The following is a 21,843-nucleotide window of genomic DNA, read 5'->3' on the forward strand; positions in this document are numbered from 1 at the left end:
TTGCGAGCGCGCGTTCGAGGGGTTTATCGGTCTGTCGTACGAACGCTCATACCAGAGCGGGACGTCGGCCGTCGGACTTTGTCAACTGCCCACCGCACATGATGCGGTGGCGACTACCGTGAGTGGTCGCTGAGCGACGCAGAGCCGAATTCTTCGGCTCTCCCGCCCGGCGGCGCAGCGATGGCGCACGCCCCCTCGGCGCACGCCTTGATCGCAGACCGGGGGAGCCCCACAGCCCCGACACACCAGTACGAGGACGTCGATGTCTCACCTTCGCGCACCGGCCGCACGCGCAGACCGCCGCGAGGGCGGGCGGCACGGGCGACCGGTCACCCGAGCCGCCCCCACGCTGCCCGAGACCCACATACGGCCCCAACTGCTCCGGCTCGCGGTCCTGCCGCCCATCGCGGTGGCTCTCAGCGGGAGCGCCGCCGTGCTCTTCACCGTCCGCACGGCCGGCGAACGTCCTGGCCCAGTCCTGTGGATCGTTCTCGCCGGCGCCGTCGGGGTAGCTCTCGCGGGCATCGTCATCGCCGCCGTGGCCGCCAACCGAGCCGCCCGGTCCGTGCACGACCGCATCGGAACACTGCGCCGCACCAGCGCCCGCGGTCAGGCCGATCTGCACACCCTCGTCGAGTCACTGCGCCGCGGCGACGGGCCGCCCGCCCGCCGGCCGCGCGGCCGCCCCGCCCCGGACGCCGACGACTTCGACCTGCTCGCCGACGACCTGGCGTCCGCCCACGACGGCGCGGTCGCCGCGGTGGTCCAGGCCTCCCAGCTCTCCAGCCACGCCGGCAGCGAGCAGAAGGTCGAGGTCTTCGTCAGTCTGGCCCGGCGGCTCCAGTCCCTCGTGCACCGCGAGATCTCCATCCTCGACGAGCTGGAGAACCAGATCGAGGACCCGGACCTGCTCAAGGGCCTCTTCCACATCGACCACCTCGCCACCCGCATCCGGCGCCACGCCGAGAACCTCGCGGTGCTCGGCGGTGCCGTCTCGCGCCGGCAGTGGAGCAATCCGGTCCCCATGACCGAGGTGCTGCGTTCCGCGACCGCGGAGGTCGAGCAGTACTCACGGGTCAAGCTCGTCCCGCCGATCGACGGGACCGTGCGCGGGCACGCCGTGGCCGACGTGATCCATCTGCTGGCCGAACTCGTCGAGAACGCCACGGTGTTCTCGGCCCCTCACACCCAGGTGCTGCTGCGGGCCAACGTGGTGACGTCCGGGCTCGCCGTCGAGGTCGAGGACCGTGGTCTTGGCATGCCGTTGGCCGAGCAGCACAAGATGAACGCGCTGCTCGCCGACCCGGACCAGGTGAACGTCGCGAGTCTGCTGCAGGACGGGCGGATCGGGCTGTTCGTGGTCTCACAGCTCGCGCGCCGACACGGGATCACGGTCCGGCTGCAGACCAACATCTACGGCGGCGTACAGGCAGTGCTGGTCGTACCGCAGGCGTTGCTCGGGGCCGAGGAGGGGCCGCAGGCCGGGGCGCGCGGTGCTTCGGCGCGCGGTGCGCCCGTACGCAGTGGGCCGGCACACGGTGCATCGCTACGTGGGGCGGTGGCACAGGAGGCGGTGGTACAGGGGAGGTCCGCCTATGAGGCCCCGGTCCATCGCGCTCCTGCCCATGGGACGTCTGCCCATGAGACGCCCGCACATGGGACTTCGGGTTCTCATGGCATGTCGGCACAGGGAATGTATGCGCATGGCGTGCGTGGCCACGACGGCCTGGCAGGGCAGGGCGCACCGGTGCAGGACATACCGGTGCAGGACATACCGGTGCAGGACATACCGGTGCAGGGCACTCCGTCCCACGGGGTGAGGGCCGTCGTGCCCCCGACCCCGGCGCCCCCGCAGCGGCAGTCGCAGCGGGGCGGTACGCCGGTCGGGCCGACCGGCGTGAACGGTGGAGGCGGCCCCGCCCCGCTTCCCATGCGCGGCGCCGAGACGAGGGCCAACCCCGCGGAGGCCGTTCCCGGCATCCGGCCCGACGACAGGCACACCGTCGCCGAGAACGCGGTCACGCCGCCCACTCCGCGCAACAGCACGGTGCGCGGCAGCATGAGCCGGCCGCAACTGCCCAAGCGGCGGGCTCAGGAGCACATCGCGCCCGAACTGCGGGGCGGGCCCGCGCCCCGGCAGGAGTCCGAGTTCCTCGTGGAACACGACCCCGGTCTGATGGCAGCGTTCCAGCGCGGCATCGGGCTGGCCGAGGCCCAGGACAGGGACGCGGGGCCAGTGGGCGCGGCCCACACCGAGCCCCCGCACACCGAGCCCCCGTATACGGAGGCGGCGCACATGGCGCCCGCCCACACGGGGGCTGCCCATATGGAGCCCGCCCACATGGGACCCGATCACATGGGACCCGATCACATGGACGGGGTGCCCTCCGGTGCAGCGCACACAGCGCACACAGCGCACGAACCGCCCGGGCCACCCGGATCACCCGGATCACCCGGATCACCCGGACCATCCGAACCATCCGAACCATCCGAGGCTCCCGCCTCACGCGAGAGTGGGAGCACGCCAGCCGGATGAACGACGCCACCCCCACCCACACTTCCGCTCCCGCTGACCTTCGTATTTCAAGGAGTCGATCCCCCATGGCGAGCGATGTGCCGACCGGCCATGCATCCGATCTCGACTGGCTGATGAGTGGCTTGGTGCAGCGCGTACCGCACACCAGAAGCGCGGTGCTGCTGTCCTGCGACGGCCTCGTGAAGTCGGTGCACGGACTCGACCCCGACAGTGCCGACCACATGGCCGCCCTGGCCTCCGGGCTCTACTCCCTGGGGCGCAGCGCGGGCGTCCGCTTCGGCGACGGCGGCGACGTGCGCCAGGTCGTCGTCGAACTGGACTCCACGCTGCTGTTCGTGTCCACCGCGGGTTCCGGCACCTGTCTGGCCGTGCTCGCCGGACGCGACGCCGACGCGGCCGTACTCGGCTACGAGATGGCGATGCTGGTCAAGAGCGTCCGCCCGTACCTGATGACCGCCCCGCGGCAGCACTCCGTCGAACCGTCGGCGATGAGGCCTTGAACGTGGCTGCGGCCGGCGACGGGCCCTGGCTCGATGGCGCGGCCGGCCGCCTGGTGCGTCCTTACCAGGTCAGCAACGGCCGGACCCGGCCGAGCACCGCGCTCGACCTTCTGTCCCATGTGATGGCCACCGGAGTCACCCCCCTCGGTTACCTCGGCCCGGAGCACGCCCAGGCACTCGAACTGTGCCGAGACCCCGTGTCGGTGGCCGAGGTTGCCGCACATCTGAAGCTGCCGGCAGTGGTGACCAAGGTGCTGCTGTCCGACCTCGTCGACTGCGGGGCGCTGTCCATGAAGCCCCCTACGTTCCACCACAACCCCACTGACCGGTCTCTTCTGGAGGCAGTGCTCGATGGACTACGACGACAGCTCTGACCCTTTCCCCACCGCGCTGAAGATCCTGGTGGCAGGAGGTTTCGGGGTGGGCAAGACCACCTTCGTCGGCGCGGTGAGCGAGATCGCGCCGCTCAGCACGGAGGAACTGCTGACCACGGTCAGCGCCGCGACCGACAATCTCGACGGCATCGAGAACAAGGTCGAGACGACCGTGGCGATGGACTTCGGGCGCATCACCCTCGATCCGGAGCATGTGCTGTACCTGTTCGGCACACCCGGCCAGGAGCGGTTCTGGTTCATGTGGGACGAGCTCTCCGAAGGCGCACTCGGTGCGGTCATCCTCGCCGACACCCGCCGCCTGGAGGAGTGCTTCGCCGCCGTCGACTTCTTCGAACAGCGCGGCCTCGGTTTCATCGTCGCCGTCAACGAGTTCGACGGCGGCTTCCGCTACGACCCGGAGGAGGTACGGGCGGCCATCGACCTCGACCCGGACGTGCCGGTCGTCCGCTGTGACGCACGGATCTCCAGCTCAGGAGTGCAGACCCTGCTCACCCTCGTCCGCCACCTGCTCGCTCACGCGCCCTCGCGCGCCCCAAGTCACGGAGCACACACATGAGCTACGACCCGCCGCGCCCGGCCGGTCGACTGCTGCTCACGCCCGAGGACAAGGAGGCACCCGCCCGGACGTGCCGCCTGCGTGTGCTGGGCCTGGGAGAGCGCGCGGAACCGGCCCTCGACGCGTTCGCGGAGCGGCTCGCCGAGCTGGCCGGGGCGCCGTACGCGATGGTCAACTTCGTCGGCGAGGAGCAGCAGTTCTTCGCGGGACTGCACACCCGGCACGGCACGGCGATCGGAGGCGTCCCCGTCCCCGCAGACCTCCTGGGAACCGACGGAACCCACAGGACCAACGGAACCGACGGAACCAACCGAAGCGACGGAATCGACGGAATCGACGGAATCCTGGCAACCACGGGAGCCGCGAGCCGCGCGGAGGGCGCGCGGTTCGGGCTCGGCCGTCGCATGGCCCGCGACTACGGGTTCTGTCCCCATGTGGTCGTCCGCCACAAGGCGCTGGTCCTGGAGGACGTCCGGGACTATCCGCGCTTCGCCGGCAACCCGGTCGTCGACGAGTTCGGCATCCGCTCCTACCTGGGGGCCCCTCTCCTCGACCGCACGGGGATCGCGCTCGGCACGGTGTGCGTCACCGATGTCGAGCCCAGGCCGTGGGGAAGGTCCGGCCTGGACACCATCAAGGCGATGGCCGTGGAACTGGTCGAGCAGATCGAGCTGCGCGAGGGCGGGTTCTGAACGGGATCCGCCCGCCGGCGGCACCGGTGTGAAGGAAAGCTGCGGCAGCGCTTAAGAAAACCTCGCTGGACCCGGGGTACCGACGTACGGCAGATTGCTCGGCGAATCCACTTTTCTCCCCGGTGCGGGCCTCCGTCGGCATGCCTGGATCCGGGACCTCACCCACGGGAGTCCCGTTGAAGGCGCTGGTCAAGGAGAAGGCGGAACCCGGGCTGCGGCTCATGGACGTACCGGAGCCGGCCATCGGCACCGGCGACGTGCTGATCAAGGTCCTCAGGACCGGGATCTGCGGCACCGACCTGCACATCCGCAACTGGGACGGCTGGGCGCGGCAGACCATCAAGGCCCCGCTCGTGATCGGGCACGAGTTCGTCGGCGAGGTCGTGGAGACGGGCCGTGACGTCGGCGACATCGCGGTGGGCGACCGGGTCAGCGGTGAGGGCCACCTCGTCTGCGGGAAGTGCCGCAACTGCCGGGCCGGGCGACGCCACCTGTGCCGCGCGACGGTCGGGCTCGGGGTCGGCCGCGACGGCGCGTTCGCCGAATACGTGGCGCTGCCCGCGTCCAACGTCTGGGTGCACCGCGTTCCCGTCGACCTCGATGTGGCCGCGATCTTCGACCCGTTCGGCAACGCCGTGCACACCGCGCTGTCGTTCCCGCTGGTCGGAGAGGACGTACTGATCACCGGCGCGGGCCCCATCGGCCTGATGGCAGCCGCCGTCGCCAGACACGCGGGCGCCCGCCACGTCGTCGTCACCGACGTCAGCGAGGACCGCCTGGAACTCGCCCGCAAGATCGGCGTCAGCCTCGCGCTGAACGTCGCCGAGTCGAGCATCGCCGACGGACAGCGCCAACTGGGCCTGCGCGAGGGCTTCGACATCGGCCTTGAGATGTCGGGCAACCCCGTCGCCATGCGGGACATGCTCGCCAACATGACGCACGGCGGCCGGATCGCCATGCTCGGGCTGCCGTCCGAGGAGTTCGCCGTCGACTGGTCCCGGATCGTCACCTCCATGATCACGATCAAGGGCATCTACGGCCGTGAGATGTTCGAGACCTGGTACGCGATGTCCGTGCTCCTCGAAGGCGGCCTCGACCTCGCGCCCGTGATCACCGGCCGCTACGGCCACCGCGACTACGAGGCGGCCTTCGCGGACGCGGCGAGCGGCCGCGGTGGCAAGGTCATCCTCGACTGGACCTCGTAAGGACCTGGACCCCTTGGTTCCGGCCCCCGGCCCCCGGCCCCCGGTCTTTGGACTCTGGACTCTGTAAGGACTGATGATGTTCGACTCCGTACGCGACGACCTCCGCACCACTCTCGACGAGATCCGCGCCGCGGGTCTGCACAAGCCCGAGCGCGTCATCGGCACCCCGCAGTCCGCGACCGTGACCGTCACCGCGGGCGGCCGCCCCGGCGAGGTCCTCAACTTCTGCGCCAACAACTACCTTGGCCTCGCCGACCACCCGGAGGTCGTCGCCGCCGCCCACGAGGCGCTCGACCGCTGGGGTTACGGCATGGCCTCCGTGCGTTTCATCTGCGGTACGCAGGAGGTGCACAAGGAGCTGGAGGGGCGTCTCTCCGCGTTCCTCGGCCAGGAGGACACGATCCTCTACTCGTCGTGCTTCGACGCCAACGGCGGAGTGTTCGAGACCCTGCTGGGCGCGGAGGACGCGGTGATCTCCGACGCCCTCAACCACGCGTCGATCATCGACGGCATCAGGTTGTCGAAGGCCCGCCGGTTCCGCTACGCGAACCGTGATCTCGCCGATCTGGAAAAGCAGTTGAAGGACGCCGCGGGCGCCCGCCGAAGGCTGATCGTCACCGACGGTGTCTTCTCGATGGACGGTTACGTGGCCCCGCTGCGCGAGATATGCGACCTCGCCGACCGCTACGACGCGATGGTGATGGTCGACGACTCGCACGCCGTCGGTTTCGTCGGCCCCGGCGGCCGTGGCACCCCCGAACTCCACGGCGTCATGGACCGCGTCGACATCATCACGGGCACCCTGGGCAAGGCCCTCGGCGGAGCGTCGGGCGGTTACGTCGCCGCCCGCGCGGAGATCGTCGCCCTGCTGCGCCAGCGGTCACGCCCGTACCTGTTCTCGAACACGCTGGCCCCGGTGATCGCCGCCGCCTCGCTCAAGGTGCTCGACCTGCTGGAGTCGGCGGACGACCTGCGCGAGCGGCTCGCCGCGAACACCGCGCTGTTCCGCTCGCGGATGACCGAGGCGGGCTTCGACATCCTCCCCGGCGACCATGCCATCGCCCCGGTGATGATCGGGGACGCGACCGTCGCCGGCCGGATGGCGGAGCTGCTCCTGGAACGCGGTGTGTACGTGATCGGCTTCTCGTACCCGGTGGTCCCGCAGGGCAAGGCCCGTATCCGCGTACAGCTGTCCGCCGCGCACTCCACCGAGGACGTGAACCGGGCGGTGGACGCGTTCGTAGCGGCCCGCGCGCAGCTGACGGACGACACCGTCTGAATTCCTGAGAGAATCGGCCGCATGATCGAAGCGCGGCGGCTGCACATCCTCCGGGCGGTCGCGGACCACCGTACGGTGACCGCCGCTGCCGCCGCGCTCTATCTCACCCCCTCCGCGGTCTCCCAGCAGCTGACGGCCCTCGAACAGGAGACGGGCCATCGCCTGGTCGAGCGCGGCGCCCGGGGCGTACGGCTGACTCCCGCGGGGGAGATCCTGCTCAGCCACACCAACAAGGTTCTCGCGCAACTGGAGCGGGCCGAGGCGGAGCTGGCCGCCTACAGCTCGGGTTCGGCCGGCACGGTCACCGTCGCCTCCTTCGCGACCGGCATCGGCCTCGTCGTCGCACCGGCTCTGGCCCGGCTGGCGGGCACGGCGCCCGGCATCCGTATCCGCGTCCAGGACGCCGAGGGCGACGCCAGCCTGCCGATGCTCCTCGACCGGCAGGTCGACGTGGCGGTCGCCGTCGAATACCGGGGTGCCCCGGACGCCGACGACCTACGTCTCGCGCACATCCCGCTGTACGCCGAGCCGTTCGACGCCGTCGTGCCACAGTCGCACCGCCTCGCCGACCGTACGGAGGTGCCGCTCGCCGAGCTGGCGAAGGACCCGTGGATCGGCCCGTATCCGGGAAACCCCTGCCATGACGTGGTGGTCCTGGCCTGTGAGCACGCCGGTTTCCAGCCCCACCTCGAACACCGGTCGGACGACTTCCGCGCGGTCGTCGCCCTCGCGTCGGCGGACGCCGGGGTCGCCCTGGTGCCGCGTTCGGCCCTGCATGGCATGGACCTCGCAGGGGTGGTCGTGCGCCCTGTCGACGGCGTCGCCCCCACCCGCCGGGTCTTCGCCGCGGTACGCCGAGGAGCCGAGGACCACCCGCTGATCCGGCCGGTGCTGGACGCACTGGCGCAGGTGGCACCCGTCGGGTGAGGCGGCCGGCCCGGTCAGGAACGGGTGAAGGCCCACTCGTGGTTGTTCTGGCCCTCCGGAGCGCAGGGCCAGATGATCAGGTTGCGCGTATTGTCATTGTTGGCGTAGGAGTCCAGGCACTGATTGTTGCTGGCGGCGTTGCGTATCCAGAACCTGCCGTCGGACTGTTTGTCCAGCCACCACAGCTGGTTGTCCTTCGTGGTGCCGTTGCAGGGAAACTCCGTGACCTTCGTGGCGCCGCCGACGCCCTGGTAGCCGGGCAGATCCAGGCACATGCCGTCCATGACATTGCGGATCTGGAAAAGCGGTGCCCCGCCGGGCCCGGCGCTGGCGTAACGCTTCTCGACATTCCACAGCTGGTTGTCGTCGGTGTTGCTGTTGCACGTCGCGTGCGTCACCGGACCGTCGGGTCGGCCACTGGCGAAGCCGGGGACGTCCACGCAGGTGTGATTGGTGTTGTTCTTGATCAGCACCCTGGTCATGACGGCCGGCAGGTTGCTCGGCGCCTTCTTCGAGGCAGCCTTCTTCTTCGTCTCGGCCTTCTCTGCCTTCTTCGCCTTCTTGCTCGGCGAAGGGCTGGGTGCCGGAGCGGGTGCCCCGGCCTTCTCCCCGGCCGGCGACCCGGGCTCCGCCTTCTGCTTCTTCTTCTCGGGCTTCGTCTTCGCGGGGGAGGGCGACCGGGTGGCGAAGACGCCGGCCGGGCCGCCCGCGTCGCTCAGCACGGTGTCCGCGGCCGCGTTGTCGACGGTCTTCTTCTCCTCGTCGTCGCCGGTCAACGCGATCAGCAGCGGCACGGCGACGAGAAGGGCGCCCGCCAGTGCGGCACCGGCCAGCACCGGCTTACCGGGTCGGCCGACCGCGCTCCGGGTGGAACCGGCCGCGCCCTTGGCGGTCGCGGCGGCCGCGACGGCCCGGTGGTGCTCTCCGGTCGCGGCGGCGGAGAGCGCTCGCGCGCTGTTCCCGTCCGGGCCGGCCTCGCCCGGGGGATTCTCGGCGGCACCCTTCTCGTTCTCGCCGCCCTGAGCCTCGCCGCTTTCGGCCTCCTCGGCCGTCGCCTCGGCGCTCGCGGTCTCCCCGGCCTTCAAGCCCTCCGTCGACGGGGACGGGGTGGGCCGGGACTCCTCCTCGGTGTCACCACCAGCCTCCGGTCCGCTCGGGGCCGAGCTTCCCGCATCGGTGCCTTGCGGCACGGGGGCGGTCTGGGCCTCCCCTGTACCGGTGAGTTGGGCGGCTACGGCCTCGGCGTCAGGTGAGGTGGTCGCCGTTTCGTGGGCGGAGGACTCTCCCGATGCCTGCTGCTGGTCGGACATGTACTTCCATACCTTTCCTCTGGGTCGACCGGGGAAGTTCATGCAGAAACTGTTGGGCGGGGCTCGATCCGGAATTCGTGGGCACGGTTGTACGGCTGGGGCCAGAGTAGTTGGTGATGTTCCGGTGTCTGCCGCGGCCTGCCGGGTTCCGGGCCGGCCCCGGACCAGGCTGACCGCCGAGGTCCGCCGACCGCCGATGTCAGTGGCATTGGCTACGGTGCGTTCCATGCAGGATGCCGATGACGTACGCCGAATCTGTCTCTCTCTGCCGGACACGGTGGAGAAGATCGCCTGGAGCATGCCCACCTTCAGGGTGGCGGGGAAGATGTTCGCCACCCTGCCCGAGGAGGAGACCTCCATGGCCGTGCGCTGTCCGAAGGCGGAGCGGGACGAACTGGCCCTCGCGGAGCCCGACAAGTTCTGGATCGCCGATCACGAGGCCGGTTCCGCCTGGGTACGTGTGCGGCTCGCGGCTCTGCAGGACGCGGACGAGTTGCGTGACATCCTCGCGGACTCCTGGCGACAGGCGGCTCCGACCCGGCTGCTGGAGTCCTACCCGGAGTTGGGGATCGTGTCGGACGGCTGAGGGGCCTTCAGGCAATCAACAGCGTTCGGGCGGGGGCGTTGTCAGTGCCGCGTGGCATGATCCGAAGGCTGGTGGGAGCGCGGCACACGGGGGCCGCGATCCTACCCGGTCCCGGCGCGGCACCCTGATCCCCGTGGTCCTCGTGGTCACGCCCGCACGCCCAGGAACCTGTCGATCCGCTGCCTCAGCGTCTCCGCGTCCAGCCCGTGCGCGGCCATGTGCTCATCCACGAGGCCGTAGCGGCGCAGCTCCCGACGGCCCACACCGAGGCCGAGCACGCGGTGCGGAAGATCGGCGAGGGCGTCGTTCACGGCGGACGCCGACGTTCCGGCCAGATACGGCTCGACCAGGATCACGTCGGTGCCGGCTGCTTCCGTGGCACGGCGCAGCGCCGCCGAATCGAAGGGCCGCACGGTCGTCGCGTACAGCACGGTGACGTCGAGCCCGTCCGTGGCGTCGAGCACCGGGTCGAGCACGGGGCCGACTGCGACGACCACGCCGGCGTGCCCCTCGCGGACGGTGTGGAACCGGGCGCCGTCGCCGGGGCGAGCCTGCGTGTTCGACTGCGCCGACAGCCGTACGTACACCTTGTCGTCGCCCGCCGCGACGGCGTGCCGCAGCAGTGCCTCGGCCTCGTCCGGGTGCCCCGGAACATGCACGGTCCAGCCGTCCAGGGTGTCGAGCAGAGCGACATCGCCGGGGGACATATGGGTGTAGCCGCCCGCCGGCCAGTCGAACGACGCGGCGGCGCTGACCAGTACCGCGCCGACGCCCTGGTGCCCGAGGTCCAGCTTGATCTGCTCGAAGGGCCGCTCGACGAGGAAGCTGGCGAACGTGTGCACCACGGGCCGCAGCCCGGTCAGCGCCAGGCCCGCGCCCGCCCCGATCAGCAACTGCTCACGGATGCCGACGTTGATCACACGGTCCGGATGCCGCTTCCGAACCTCCTCGAAACCGGCCAGCCCGACCTCGGCGAGTACGACGGCGACGCGCGGATCCTCGTCGAGCAGCCGGGATACGACGGGGACGAACCGGTCACGCATGGTGTCCATGGAAAACCCTTCGGGAGGAAAGATCGGGAGGAAAGAAGGGGAAGGACGGAGATGGAGAGCAGCCTTAGTCACCCTTCGGCTCGACCTGGGCGACGACCACGCGAGGGCGTCCCGGATGAGGTGCCGTGAACGCGGCGTACAGGGCCTCGTGGTCCCGGCCGTCGAGGGTCGCGGCCGACCAGCCCGCGGCCTCGAACCGTGCGGCGATCCCGCCGGGCAGCGCCCAGCTCGCGGAGGAGTTGTCGATCACGACGGTGTGCAGGCGGTCGAGCCCGGCGGGCCCCGCGTAGGCGATGGCCTCGTGGTTGCTGCCCTCGTCCAGCTCGGCGTCCCCGACGAGTACCCACACGTGCGGGTCGTGAAGTCCCTGGGCCCTCAGCCCCAGCGCCGTGCCGACCGCGATCGGCAACCCGTGCCCGAGCGAACCACTGCCGATCTCGGCGCCCGGCACGAGCACACGGTCCGGATGGTGGCCGAGCGGTGAGTCGTACGAGCCGAATTCCGGAAGCCAGTCGACCGGTACGAATCCCTTGGCGGCGAGCACCGCGTAGTAGGCCATCGGTCCGTGCCCCTTGGACAGCAGGAACCTGTCCCGTCCGGGGTCGTCCGCCCGCTCGGGATCCACCCGCAGCACCCGGTCGTAGAGCACCCAGAGCGCGTCCAGCGTGGACGTCGCCGCGGGGCCGTGCTTCTCGTCCCCGCTCATCAGCGCCATCAGACCGGACAGCGCCTCGTACCTGTCGTATCCGTGTTCCGTTGCCGTTGCTGTTGCCGTCATGCGGACGATCGTGCAACCTCAAGCGAGGTTGAGATCAAGCGGCGGCCGCGGGACAAAAGGAGTGCGCGACCACCGACTCGAGTGCGGTAGGATTTCGGTGCACGTTCAGCCAGGGGAAACCCCAGGTCACAGCGGGCATCGGGACGTGGCGCAGCTTGGTAGCGCACTTGACTGGGGGTCAAGGGGTCGCAGGTTCAAATCCTGTCGTCCCGACTGGAGACAGTCGCAGGTCAGGGCCGGTTTCGGAGACATCCGAAACCGGCCCTTGGTCATTCTTGGGGACCAGTTGGGGACCGGCGGCCTTGACCGGGGTCAGCGGGTCATGACGATCGGGCTCGGCAGGGAGCGCGGCGCGCGGAGCACACTGAGGTGTGCGGAGAGCGCCGCGCCGGCGGCCGTGTGCCCTTGGTGCCCTTGTCGGTCGGTCGGCCTGCCGGGTGCGCATCTGCCGCGTTGTCGTCGGTCGCGATGGCTCCGCCATCACTCCCTCCTCCGCCTCGCAGCCGCACGCACCAGACCCCGCTCCTTCTCCCACCCCCCAACTGCCGGTCGGTCTTAGCCGAGACGCGTTTGGCGGGGCGTACGGGCGAGGGGGACCCGGACCCGGAGTTCTGGGCGCAGCACGGCCGGCCCCAGGAGCCCCGAGGTGGCCACATCTCCGCGCGCGTTGGCGCCGGTGTTGGTGACTCGCACGCGGACAACGTTCGAGCCCGGGCGCAGGGCGGTGGTGACGTCGAGGCGGTAGGGCGCCCAGAGGCGTGCAGGGAGCGTTACCCCGTTGACGGTGATCTCGGCGACGTCGCGCACCTGCCCGAGGTCCAGGTACCAGAGGCGGCCAGACAGGGTGGCCGCGTCCAGGGTTACCTGACGTTCGTAGAAGGCGGATCCGGAGTACGCGGGGTCCAGGGCCGTCCAGCTGCCCAGAGGTCGGCGGGTTTCGGGCGCGCCGTCGCGGTCGAAGCGGAAGCTCCAGTCACCGTCCAGTGGCACGGCGGTCAGCGGGTCGGTGACTGCGAGGGTTCCGCCATATCGGCGCTCGCCGTGCCGGGCCGCGACCCGGACGGTCGTGGCGGAGGCAACGCGGACGGTGGCGGTGCCGGTGCGGGCGTCGACCGACAGGGCCTCCACCGGGGCGTTCGACTCGACCACGTGCGCGGGACCTCGGCGCGCGGACGGGCGGAAGACGATGGCGAGCATCGCTTTCGCCTGCAGTGTCAGCGGTATCGCCGTACCCCTGCCCTTCCCCGGCCGCGTGCCATCCGGGAAGGGCGCTGTGCGCCAGACGCCCGCCGCCGCGGTCTGCCCGGTGTCGGGGTCCCAGAGTTCTGGCACCCCCAAGGCGGGGAAGGTCGCCGTGATCTGGACCGGTTCGGCCCGCTCATTGTGCAGGAGGAAAGCTTGGCGGCCGGCGCGTTCAAGGCGCAGCACCCGGATCGCTGGGGTGGCGGGCTCCAGTACGGCGGCGCCGCCGCCGGCCGCCGCTACGATAGCCGCCGCTTCGGTGGGGTCCTTGACTCGGTGGGCTTTGGACGTGCGCCCGCCGGAGAAGAGCCGCTCAAGAGCCCTCGCCAACTGGTCGTCCCGGCCCGACGGTTCGCGCTGGGGCAGCTCGCCGATCAAGACCATGGTGCCGCCGCCGTCCACGAAGGCGGTGAGTGACTCGACGGCGCCGACCGACAGTACGGGAGTGTGCGGGAGGACGACGATCCCGTATTGCTGGCGTCCCACGGCCAGCCGGGGTCCGCGGGGCCGGGCGTGCTCGATCAAAGCAGGGTCCCGGTCCAGCGCGCCCTCGTCGAGGAGGTCGAAGTCGATCTGCATGTCCTCCAGGGCGTGAACCAAGGCGACGAACTGCTCGTCGAGGGCAGTCTGCTGGGAACGGTCCTGGCAGGTTTCCGCGGCCCGCTGGGGCTGCAGGAGCGCGGTGCGGGCCCTGCCCGTTGCGCGCGCAGCCTCGACCACCCTGCCGATCCACTCGTTGAGCGGCAAGGAAAGGTCCCACCACGGGCTGGCCGGCTGGAACGGCGGCGGGAAGACGACGGTGTCCTGATCGGAGAACCGGGCGTGCAGAAGGACCTTGTTGACGCCGCGGACCACGAAGGCCCCGATCACCTCACGGGTCAGGGCGGGTGTCACGCTCCAGCCCGTGCCGCCCATGGCTTCCAGGTAGACGCGGGAGTGCCCCAACTGGTGGGCCGAACTCGCCGGCCAGCGCGGCAGGATCCGGTGATACCCGCGCTGGTAATGGTCGAAGATCAGGTCCGTGCCTGGAATCTGAGCCCACTGGTGTGCCGTGTGGAGGTTGCCGGTGCTCTTGATCTGTTCGGCGGGGCCGTACTCGTCCCACAGCGGGTTGGAGATGAGATCGAGACCGCGCTCACCCATCCAAGTGCCGAAGCGCTGGTGGTACGCGGCGGAAAACCGATTGGAGACCGCGCGCCAGAAGACGCCACGCAACCGGTCACCCTCCTCGCCGAGGTCGTCCAGGACCGCGGACAGGACGATTCCGAGCCCCGCCTTGGCTTCCAGTTTGCTGATCTCGCCCGGAAGGCTCGGGGACCAAGGGGGTTGCCCCCAACCGGCGTCCGCGGATGCCAGGAAGGGCTCGTCGTCGGCGAATCCGCGCAGCACACCACCCACGGCCCAGGGGAACCTGCGCAGGTACTCCCCGGGCACGATGTCCAGGAAGAGGTCAACCGCCTCGTCGTCGAGAAGGTCGAGGTAGTTGCGTCGGCTGCCGGTCGCGTCGACGAGCGGCCGGGAGATGTGCAGGTCGACCTGCCATCGGCCGGCCGGAGCGGTCCACCGGCCGGTGCCGTGCGCCGCATCGGTAAGGTCGATCATCCTGGAAACCGTGCCGTCCCCGGTGGCACCTGAGGGGCGGGCAACGGCAGCGATTACCTCGCCGAGGCCGGCCGGCGTCTCGAAGTCGTCGACCGCGGTGGGGTCTTCGAACGCCTGAGCGTACAGCGTGGTGTCGGTGGGGTCGACGACGGTGAGGCTGTCCCAGGAGGAGCGCTGGGTGGCAGTGGCACGTACGCCGACGGTGCCGGTGGTGTACGCGGAGTCACTCACCGCTGGGTACGCGATGCCATCCAGCGACGGAGTGAGGGTCGGTCCACGCAGCAAGAGGGCGAGTACGTGGTCGGCGGCGGGGTCGAATCCCTCTGCGGGGCCGCCTTGGCGCAGCAGGGTGAAGCCACCGTCGCGCTGGCGCCAGATATCGATGCCGCCGTCCGCGCGCAGGTCGGCCAGGTAGCCGTTTCGAGCGCCAGAACAGCGCGCCATCAGCCCGGCGTTGGCCCGTTCGACGCGGACGGTGGCAGTGACCGTGTAGTCGTCCCAGTCGGCGCCCCGCTTCAGAACGCGCACACCGTCGTATGTGGCGGCGTCTACGCTCAGCCGTCCGCCTGAGGCCGTCAGTGCGGCGGCGGTCAGTGGGAGAACCGTACCGCCGGTGACCTCGATGCTGGTCCGGCCCAGGTTCTTGGCCCGCAGGTCGGGGCGCGGTTGGTAGTTGTGGTCGCCGACCCTGCCGCCCCGCACCACGTATCCGCCCGCCCTGCCGCTCGGGAAGAAGTCGTCGTCGAACAGCCACACACGCATGCGATGACGGTCCGCCTCGCGGAGCGTGTGCTCGATGATGTCGAACCAGGCCTCGGTGAAGAACGCCGGGCGCAGGGCCGGAGTGTCGAAGGGGAAGACCAGGACCTCGGTCACTCCCTTGTCGCGCATGTCCGCCAGGGCCGAGTCCACGAGGGCGGGGGTCACCGTGCCGTTCCAGAACCACAGGATCAGCGGCATGCTCCCGGTCCCGGGGCGGGCAAAGCGCGCGGCGGAGTATGCGTCCGGGCCCTCGGGGGTGCGGCCGAGGGCGGAGAGGGCCGCAGGTTCACCGGGCGTCGCGGCGTGTGCGGCCCCCCAGGGGGCAGCACCACCGGCTGCGGCGGCCGCCGCAGCGGCGCCAATCTGGAGGACGTGTCTGCGGCTGCTTGTGCCATCGTTCATCAAGTCTCCCTCAGCGGGCCGCAACACGTCCCATGGAACGGATGAAAGCTTGCAATGACGCAGGTACAGAACGTAGAGAATGAATCGTTTCAGTCCCAGAAGCTAGGGCTCCACGGGGCGGCTGTCAATGGGGCTGGACCATTCTCCGAGTAGGACCTCGTCCATCGGACACAGGGGCGATTCAGTCGCCCGACCCACCCATGTCGGTCACGGGATCTGACGCCGCGTCGACGTCGTTCAGGTCACCCATCACAACCGCGAGAGCCACTTCCAGCGGGATCGTGCGCCGCCCGAGCCCGTCGCTGCGTCGAGCGCCGCGATACCGTCCTGTCAGGCTGGCAACGGGGACGGTTTTCACCAGCGGCGCCCCGCCGACCTGCGAGACCACCCCGCTCCTGCAGCACTCGATGCGGACACGCGGATGGTCTCGATTCGCTTCCTCACCCAAGGAAGGAGCCGGGCCCCAGACAAGCCCCAGGACTACGAAGCATGCGTACTCGTGGCGTTCCGACACGCATCGGACACTCTGGAGGAACTGGCGGCTTGGCAGCCGGTCGATGACGAAGAGTGGTGCAGCAGCGCTTCCTGGCAACGGCAGGACACCATCCGAGAGCTCAGGAGCAGGGCCGCGAGGTGTCACGCCGTGACGGGTCCTGGCGAGTCGGCCTCTTGACCTGGCGGCGACCGTTGGACGTGCGTCACGGACATGCCCCGTGGGGACCAGTTGGGGACCAGGCGGTGTCCGCGCACCTGAACGGCACGCGCGGCGCCGCACGCTGTACACCCTGATTTCTGACCTATGTGCAGGCAGAAGGGGTACCCCCTGTTCCTGGGGGGCAAGGGGTCGCAGGTTCAAATCCTGTCGTCCCGACTTTGAAGTCGTAGGTCTGGGGCCGTGTCGGAGTCATTCCGGTACGGCCCCTTGACCGTTCCTGGGGGCCATGTGGGGATGCGGCAGTCACGGGTCAGCTCGGTCCGGTCGGTCCGGGGTGTTGCGCGGCGTGCAGCTGCTTGGGATGCGTCGACATTGGCCGGTGGCCGGGTAGGTCTGTCATCTCTCGTCGGTTCACCGTGCCACGGTTGCGAGGACATCGTTGCCCAGCCGCTGGATGACATCCGTGGCGAGCCGGTGTCGAACCAGCTTGCCGTCTCGGGTCGAGCGAACCAGGCCCGCGTCGCGCAGGGTCCGCAGGGCGCGGGAGACCTGTGGTTCGCTGGAGCCGAGCCGGGCGGCGAGCTCCGAGGTGGTGATGGGCTCGCCCAGCAGATGGCGGCAGAGCTCCATCCGGGCGGGGGAGGTCAGCGCCATCAGCCGGTGGTGCAGATCCCGAAGGGTCAGCTGTCCGGACGGGACGGTGCCGCGGGCCGCGTACTGCACCACCACGCACGACGGGTGCTCGTTCTTGACCGTCAGATGCGGCCACACCCGGGCGGACGGGACGAGGACAAGTGGGCGCGGGGCCACCTTCACCTCGTCGATCTGCAGCTTGTCCAGCCGTACCCGTTCCCCCGGACCGACCCGGGCCGCCGTCGGCAGCAGCTCGGTGAGCACCTCCGCGGGCGACCGGACCGCCAGCCGGCGACGCACCTCCCGCGCGTGCCCCTCCAGGGCCGGGCGCAGGGTGCGCCAGTCCTCGGCGAAGAACGCGGTGTCGGCGGCCCGCAGCACCGCCAGCAGCCGGTCCCGCAGTTCCAGCGGTGCCGCCACCAGCTGTCGCGCCAGTTCACCGCGGGCGTAGGAGCGGCGCAGGCAGCGGCGGGTGTAGTCCTCCGCGGCGGCAGTGCCGGCACGCAGCTCGCGGGCCGGTGGAACGGACTGCGCGCTGGTGCCGAGGACTCCGGGCGCCACCAATTCGAGGAAGGCGTCCTTCGGCAGCTCCCCTATCGCCGCCAGCTCCTCGTCGAGGCTCGCCGCGAGCGGCACCGTACGGGGAAAGAACAGGCGGCAGCGGAAGCGGGCCCACAGCGGAGCGAACACGGACAACTCGTCGCGCAGCTCGGGTCCCGCCGCGGCGGCGCGGGCCGTCCAGTCGGCGGCCTCCGGGTGGTGCTCGGGTTCGGCGAGCACATGCAGGCTCGCCATCAGTTCCGACAGCGCGGAGGGCCCGGCCGTGAGGTCCGCGGGACCGAGCTCTCCGAGGTCGAGGACGATGCTCACGCCGTCAGCGTACGGCGGCGCTCACCGTACGGGCGCGCCGGGACCGAGCGGGATGCCCAGCAGGTACCAGACGAAGAACAGCAGCACCCAGACCACCAGCATGATCATGGCGAGGGGCAGGGTGAAGGAGACCAGGGTGCCGATACCCGCTGTGCGGCGGAGGGTCTGCAGGTAGCCGACACAGAGCATGAACGAGGTGCTCATCGGGGTGATGGAGTTCGTGCAGGAGTCGGCGATGCGGTAGAGGGCCATGGTGGTGGCCGGGCTGGTGCCGAGCAGCATCAGCATCGGCACCAGTGCCGGGGCGACCAGGGCCCACAGGGCGGAGCCGGAGGTGATGAGGAGGTTCATCAGCGCGACCGCGACGATCAGCAGGGAGAACAGCACCAGAGTGGGCGCGCCCAACTGCTTGAGGAAGTCCGCGCCTTCGACCGCGACGACCGTGGCGATGTTGGTCCACTTGAACAGGGCGAGGAACTGGGACACGGCGAAGAAGAGCACCAGCAGCGGCGCGATGGAGCGCACTCCCTCCGCCATGAACTCCGGTATCGCACGGCTCCCGCTGATCCGCCCGGTGAGCCGCCCGTACACGGCGCCGACGAGCAGGAAGAAGACGGTGAGGAAGACGGCGATGGAGCCCATGAAGGTGGACTCCACGATCGCGCCCCCCTCGCCGCGCAGCGGTGACGAGGCGGGCAGCATCGCGAGCACGATCAGCGCGGCGTAGCCGAGCACGGCCAGGCCGGTCAGCTTCAGGGCACGCACCTCGGTGGCGTCGTCGACCTTCGCGGCGACGACCTGCTGTGCCGCGGCGGCCTCCAGGTCCGCGTCGGGGGTCAGGTGGTGCTCGCGTTTGGCGAGGATCTTGTCCACGACCAGGGCGATGGTGCCGGCCAGCACGAACGCCGAGACGGTGGTGAAGTACATGTTGTCCGTCGCGCGGACCACCACGTCCTTGTCGACGAGCTGCGCGGCCTCGGTGGCCACGGAGGCGAACAGAGCATCACCGGGGGCGATCAGCGGGTTGGCGTCGCCCGCGGCGTTGATGGAGACGAACGCGACGATCATGCCGAGGACGGGGGAGCGGCCCACGGCGCGGAAGGCCACTGCCCCGAGTGGGATGAGGACCACGTACGCGGAGTCGGACAGGAACTTCCCCAGCACACCGCCCAGGGCCACGCCGAAAACGACCGTGCGCGGGGACAGGCCCGACAGCATGCGGCGCGCGAGCGCTTCGAAGAGGCCCGACCTCTCGGCGACCGCGACGCCGAGCATCACCATCAGCACGGTGCCGAGCGGGCCGAAGGTGACGAAGGACTCCTCGGCGCCGCCGATCAGGTCCCGTACGGCGTCCGCAGACAGTGCGCTGCGGACGCCGACCAGGTCACCCGAGGACGGGTCCTCGACGCGCAGGCCGGAGGCGTTCAGGACCCAGCTGACGCAGGCGACCACCCCGCACAGGATCCAGAACAGCCAGAACGGATGCGGCAGTGCGTTTCCCGCGCGTTCGACCAGGTCGAGGAGCCGGGAGCCACGGCCCCCCTCGTCGGGCTCCGGGGCCTGCACCTCCTGAGTGCGGTGGGCAGGTGTGCTCATGGCGGCCTCCTGTGAGGACGGGGAAACGAGGGCATGGCGCTGCCGCGCCGCGAGCAGTGCGAAACGGGACCCAGGAGCCGCGCACGATCCGTCGCGCCGTCGCGATGGCACGTGGGGCATTCCCGGGTTGCGCTGCACAGTAGGTCCCGTGTCCTGTCCCGTCACCGTCTGGCGGAACAGTTGACCTGATGACGTCAAGTGATCGCCATGATCTGAGTCACTGCCTAGCGTCACGGGCGTGACCTGCTACGACACCTCCCACGCCGGCCGACCCGAATCGCTCCAGGGCGGCGCCCTGCGGCGCCGCACCCTGCGCATCCCGATGCGGGACGGCATCCGTCTCGCCGCCGACCTGTACTCCGCCTCACCCGAGCCGGAGGCGACCGCGCTTCCCGTGCTCCTCGAACGCACCCCGTACGGTCGGCGTGCGCAGCGCGGTTCGGACCAGGACCGCAGCGACGCCCCTGTCCCACAGCCGGAGGACATCGCCCGGTACTTCACCGAGGCCCGTTACCACGTCGTACGGCAGGACTGCCGCGGCCGCGGCGGCTCCGAGGGAACGTTCGTGAAGTACCTCGGCGAGGGCCAGGACGGGGCGGACACGATCGCCTGGATCAGGAACCAGCCGTGGTGTGACGGCAGGGTCGTGATGACCGGGGTGTCCTACTCCGCCCACGTCCAGGCAGCCGCGGCCGCCGAGGAGGTGGCCGGGCTCGCCGCCATGTTCCAGGACTCGGGCGGTTTCTCCTCCGCGTACGACGCGGGGATGCGGATGGGCGGCGCCTTCGAGCTGAAGCAGGTGACCTGGGCACTGCGGCAGGCGGCGAGGAGCCCCGAGGCGGCGGCGGATCCGGTGCTGGCGGAGGAACTGCTGCGGGTGGACGTGGCGGGCTGGTTCGGTGCGATGCCTTGGCGGCCGGGCTGCACGCCGCTGCGGCACCTGTCGGCGTACGAGGACTTTCTGCTGGAGCAGTGGCGGCAGGACACCTTCGGGGACTACTACCGCAACCCGGCGATCTACGGGCGAGGCTTCTACGAGCGTTTCCCGGACGCGCCGAGCCTGCACATGGGCAGCTGGTACGACCCCTACGTCCGTTCCACCATCGAGAACTTCACCGCCCTGCGGGAGCTGAAATCGGCACCCTCCTACCTGGTGATGGGCCCGTGGACGCATGGGCACCGCTGCGAGACGTTCGCCGGGGACGTGGACTTCGGTCCGCGGGCGACACTGGACGGCAACCTCGCCCCGTCGTACCTGGAGTTCCGCCGTCGCTGGTTCGACCGGGCGCTGGGCCGGGAGGGCGAGGGGAACCCGGACGGCGGAGACCTCCCCGCCGTCCAGTACTTCCTGATGGGCGGCGGCGACGGCCTACGGGATGCGGCCGGGCGGATGAGGCACGGCGGCGCATGGCGCACCGACACCAACTGGCCGCCGGCGTCGACAGCCCCCGTCGCGCTGTACCTCACCACCGACGGCGCCCTCACCCTCGCCCCGCCCACCGCGTCCGCCGCGTCGGTGACCTACGACTTCGACCCGCGCCGCCCGGTCCCCACCATGGGAGGCCAGGTCACCTCGGGTGAGCCGGTGATGACGGGCGGGGCCTACGACCAGAACGCCCCGGACGTCCGGGTGTACGGGGCACATGAGCCGTACCTGCCGCTGGACTCCCGCCCGGACGTGATCAGCCTGACCACACCGCCACTTCAGCGAGACGTGGTCCTGGCCGGCCCGGTGTCGGCAACGCTCCACATCTCCACCACGGCCCCGGACACCGACTTCACCATCAAGCTGGTCGACGTCCACCCGCCCAACGCGGACTACCCGCACGGCTTCGCCATGAACCTCACCGACGGCATCGTCCGCTGCCGCTTCCACCGCTCCTACGAGAAGCCGGAGCTCCTCACTTCCGGCGAGGTGTACGAGATCGAGGTCACCGCCCCGGACACGGCAAACCGCTTCGCCGCCGGCCACCGCATCCGGCTCGACATCTCCTCCAGCAACTTCCCCCGCTTCGACGTCAACACCAACACCGGCGAACCAGAGGCAGCGGCCCGCCGCACCGCCGTAGCCGCGAACACCGTGCACATGGATGCCGAGCACCCCTCCCACCTGCGCGTGTGGCTGGAAGGAGGAACGGACGCGCTCACGTAGCCGGACGGCAGGGTGCCCGCCGGGCCGACCCAGGGATTGGCTGGGGCGACGATTGGCTGGGGCGACCGGATCGGCCAGACCTTCCTGCTCCTGTGGTGACTTGTGTCAGTCAC

At 70.3% G+C, this 21,843-nt stretch carries 17 protein-coding genes and 1 tRNA gene; 11 read left to right on the forward strand and 7 right to left on the reverse strand.

The genetic code is table 11. The annotated features are described in order from the left end of the window. Positions 1–262 precede the first annotated feature (262 nt). The 8 genes from AB0D14_RS14310 to AB0D14_RS14345 all read left to right on the forward strand — a co-directional run bounded on the left by AB0D14_RS14310 (position 263) and on the right by AB0D14_RS14345 (position 8,090). Positions 263–2,536, forward strand: a complete 2,274-nt coding sequence (locus AB0D14_RS14310) for an ATP-binding protein (protein WP_362778322.1) — start codon at positions 263–265, stop codon at positions 2,534–2,536. Positions 2,537–2,601: 65 nt separating this feature from the next. Continuing rightward, positions 2,602–3,036: a roadblock/LC7 domain-containing protein gene (locus AB0D14_RS14315; RefSeq protein WP_055509592.1), complete on the forward strand. Its 435-nt coding sequence runs from the start codon at positions 2,602–2,604 to the stop codon at positions 3,034–3,036. 2 nt (positions 3,037–3,038) lie between these two features. Next, entirely contained in the window at positions 3,039–3,410 is a 372-nt protein-coding gene (locus tag AB0D14_RS14320) for a DUF742 domain-containing protein (protein WP_362778325.1), read from the forward strand. Further along, complete coding sequence (locus AB0D14_RS14325; protein ID WP_362778328.1) at positions 3,388–3,987, forward strand: ATP/GTP-binding protein; 600 nt, start codon at positions 3,388–3,390, stop codon at positions 3,985–3,987. The genes AB0D14_RS14320 and AB0D14_RS14325 overlap by 23 nt, the downstream gene beginning before the upstream one ends. Next, positions 3,984–4,679: a GAF domain-containing protein gene (locus AB0D14_RS14330; RefSeq protein WP_362778331.1), complete on the forward strand. Its 696-nt coding sequence runs from the start codon at positions 3,984–3,986 to the stop codon at positions 4,677–4,679. Before AB0D14_RS14325 ends, AB0D14_RS14330 begins: the two co-directional genes overlap by 4 nt. A gap of 176 nt (positions 4,680–4,855) precedes the next feature. Then, positions 4,856–5,884: an L-threonine 3-dehydrogenase gene (gene tdh, locus AB0D14_RS14335; protein WP_362778334.1), complete on the forward strand. Its 1,029-nt coding sequence runs from the start codon at positions 4,856–4,858 to the stop codon at positions 5,882–5,884. A 76-nt stretch (positions 5,885–5,960) separates the two neighbouring features. Further along, positions 5,961–7,163 (forward strand): glycine C-acetyltransferase, encoded by a 1,203-nt coding sequence (locus AB0D14_RS14340; RefSeq protein WP_362778580.1) that lies wholly within the window; start codon positions 5,961–5,963, stop codon positions 7,161–7,163. A 21-nt stretch (positions 7,164–7,184) separates the two neighbouring features. Next, positions 7,185–8,090, forward strand: coding sequence for a LysR family transcriptional regulator (locus AB0D14_RS14345; protein ID WP_362778337.1), 906 nt, complete (start codon positions 7,185–7,187; stop codon positions 8,088–8,090). A gap of 14 nt (positions 8,091–8,104) precedes the next feature. Here the strand turns inward: AB0D14_RS14345 and AB0D14_RS14350 are convergent, their stop codons facing one another. Continuing rightward, positions 8,105–9,400, reverse strand: a complete 1,296-nt coding sequence (locus AB0D14_RS14350) for an RICIN domain-containing protein (RefSeq protein ID WP_362778340.1) — start codon at positions 9,398–9,400, stop codon at positions 8,105–8,107. 226 nt (positions 9,401–9,626) lie between these two features. On the opposite strand from AB0D14_RS14350, the gene AB0D14_RS14355 reads away from it, so the two are divergent. Next, positions 9,627–9,986 carry an MmcQ/YjbR family DNA-binding protein gene (locus tag AB0D14_RS14355; RefSeq protein ID WP_362778343.1) on the forward strand — a complete coding sequence of 120 codons (360 nt, stop codon included), beginning with the start codon at positions 9,627–9,629 and terminating at the stop codon, positions 9,984–9,986. Positions 9,987–10,132: 146 nt separating this feature from the next. On the opposite strand, the gene AB0D14_RS14360 is transcribed toward AB0D14_RS14355, so the two are convergent. Beyond that, positions 10,133–11,038, reverse strand: a complete 906-nt coding sequence (locus AB0D14_RS14360) for a transketolase (RefSeq protein ID WP_362778346.1) — start codon at positions 11,036–11,038, stop codon at positions 10,133–10,135. A gap of 64 nt (positions 11,039–11,102) precedes the next feature. Beyond that, a complete protein-coding gene (locus AB0D14_RS14365) occupies positions 11,103–11,816 on the reverse strand; it encodes a transketolase (RefSeq protein WP_362778348.1) in 714 nt (237 codons plus the stop codon). A 139-nt stretch (positions 11,817–11,955) separates the two neighbouring features. Between AB0D14_RS14365 and AB0D14_RS14370 the strand changes: the two genes are divergently transcribed. Then, a tRNA-Pro gene (locus tag AB0D14_RS14370) sits at positions 11,956–12,029 on the forward strand. Positions 12,030–12,371: 342 nt separating this feature from the next. Here the strand turns inward: AB0D14_RS14370 and AB0D14_RS14375 are convergent. From AB0D14_RS14375 to AB0D14_RS14390, 4 genes are all read right to left on the reverse strand, one after another. After that, positions 12,372–15,824 carry a glycosyl hydrolase gene (locus AB0D14_RS14375; RefSeq protein ID WP_362778350.1) on the reverse strand — a complete coding sequence of 1,151 codons (3,453 nt, stop codon included), beginning with the start codon at positions 15,822–15,824 and terminating at the stop codon, positions 12,372–12,374. A 181-nt stretch (positions 15,825–16,005) separates the two neighbouring features. After that, a complete protein-coding gene (locus tag AB0D14_RS14380) occupies positions 16,006–16,212 on the reverse strand; it encodes a hypothetical protein (protein WP_362778352.1) in 207 nt (68 codons plus the stop codon). A 678-nt stretch (positions 16,213–16,890) separates the two neighbouring features. Then, positions 16,891–17,982: a DUF5937 family protein gene (locus AB0D14_RS14385; protein ID WP_362778354.1), complete on the reverse strand. Its 1,092-nt coding sequence runs from the start codon at positions 17,980–17,982 to the stop codon at positions 16,891–16,893. Positions 17,983–18,003: 21 nt separating this feature from the next. After that, a complete protein-coding gene (locus tag AB0D14_RS14390) occupies positions 18,004–19,578 on the reverse strand; it encodes an AbgT family transporter (RefSeq protein WP_362778356.1) in 1,575 nt (524 codons plus the stop codon). Between the two features lie 238 nt (positions 19,579–19,816). Here AB0D14_RS14390 and AB0D14_RS14395 point away from each other — a divergent pair, with 238 nt between their 5' ends. Further along, positions 19,817–21,730, forward strand: coding sequence for a CocE/NonD family hydrolase (locus tag AB0D14_RS14395; protein ID WP_362778359.1), 1,914 nt, complete (start codon positions 19,817–19,819; stop codon positions 21,728–21,730). Positions 21,731–21,843: the final 113 nt, after the last annotated feature.

Source organism: Streptomyces sp. NPDC048484, from assembly GCF_040651415.1.
Taxonomy (GTDB): domain Bacteria; phylum Actinomycetota; class Actinomycetes; order Streptomycetales; family Streptomycetaceae; genus Streptomyces.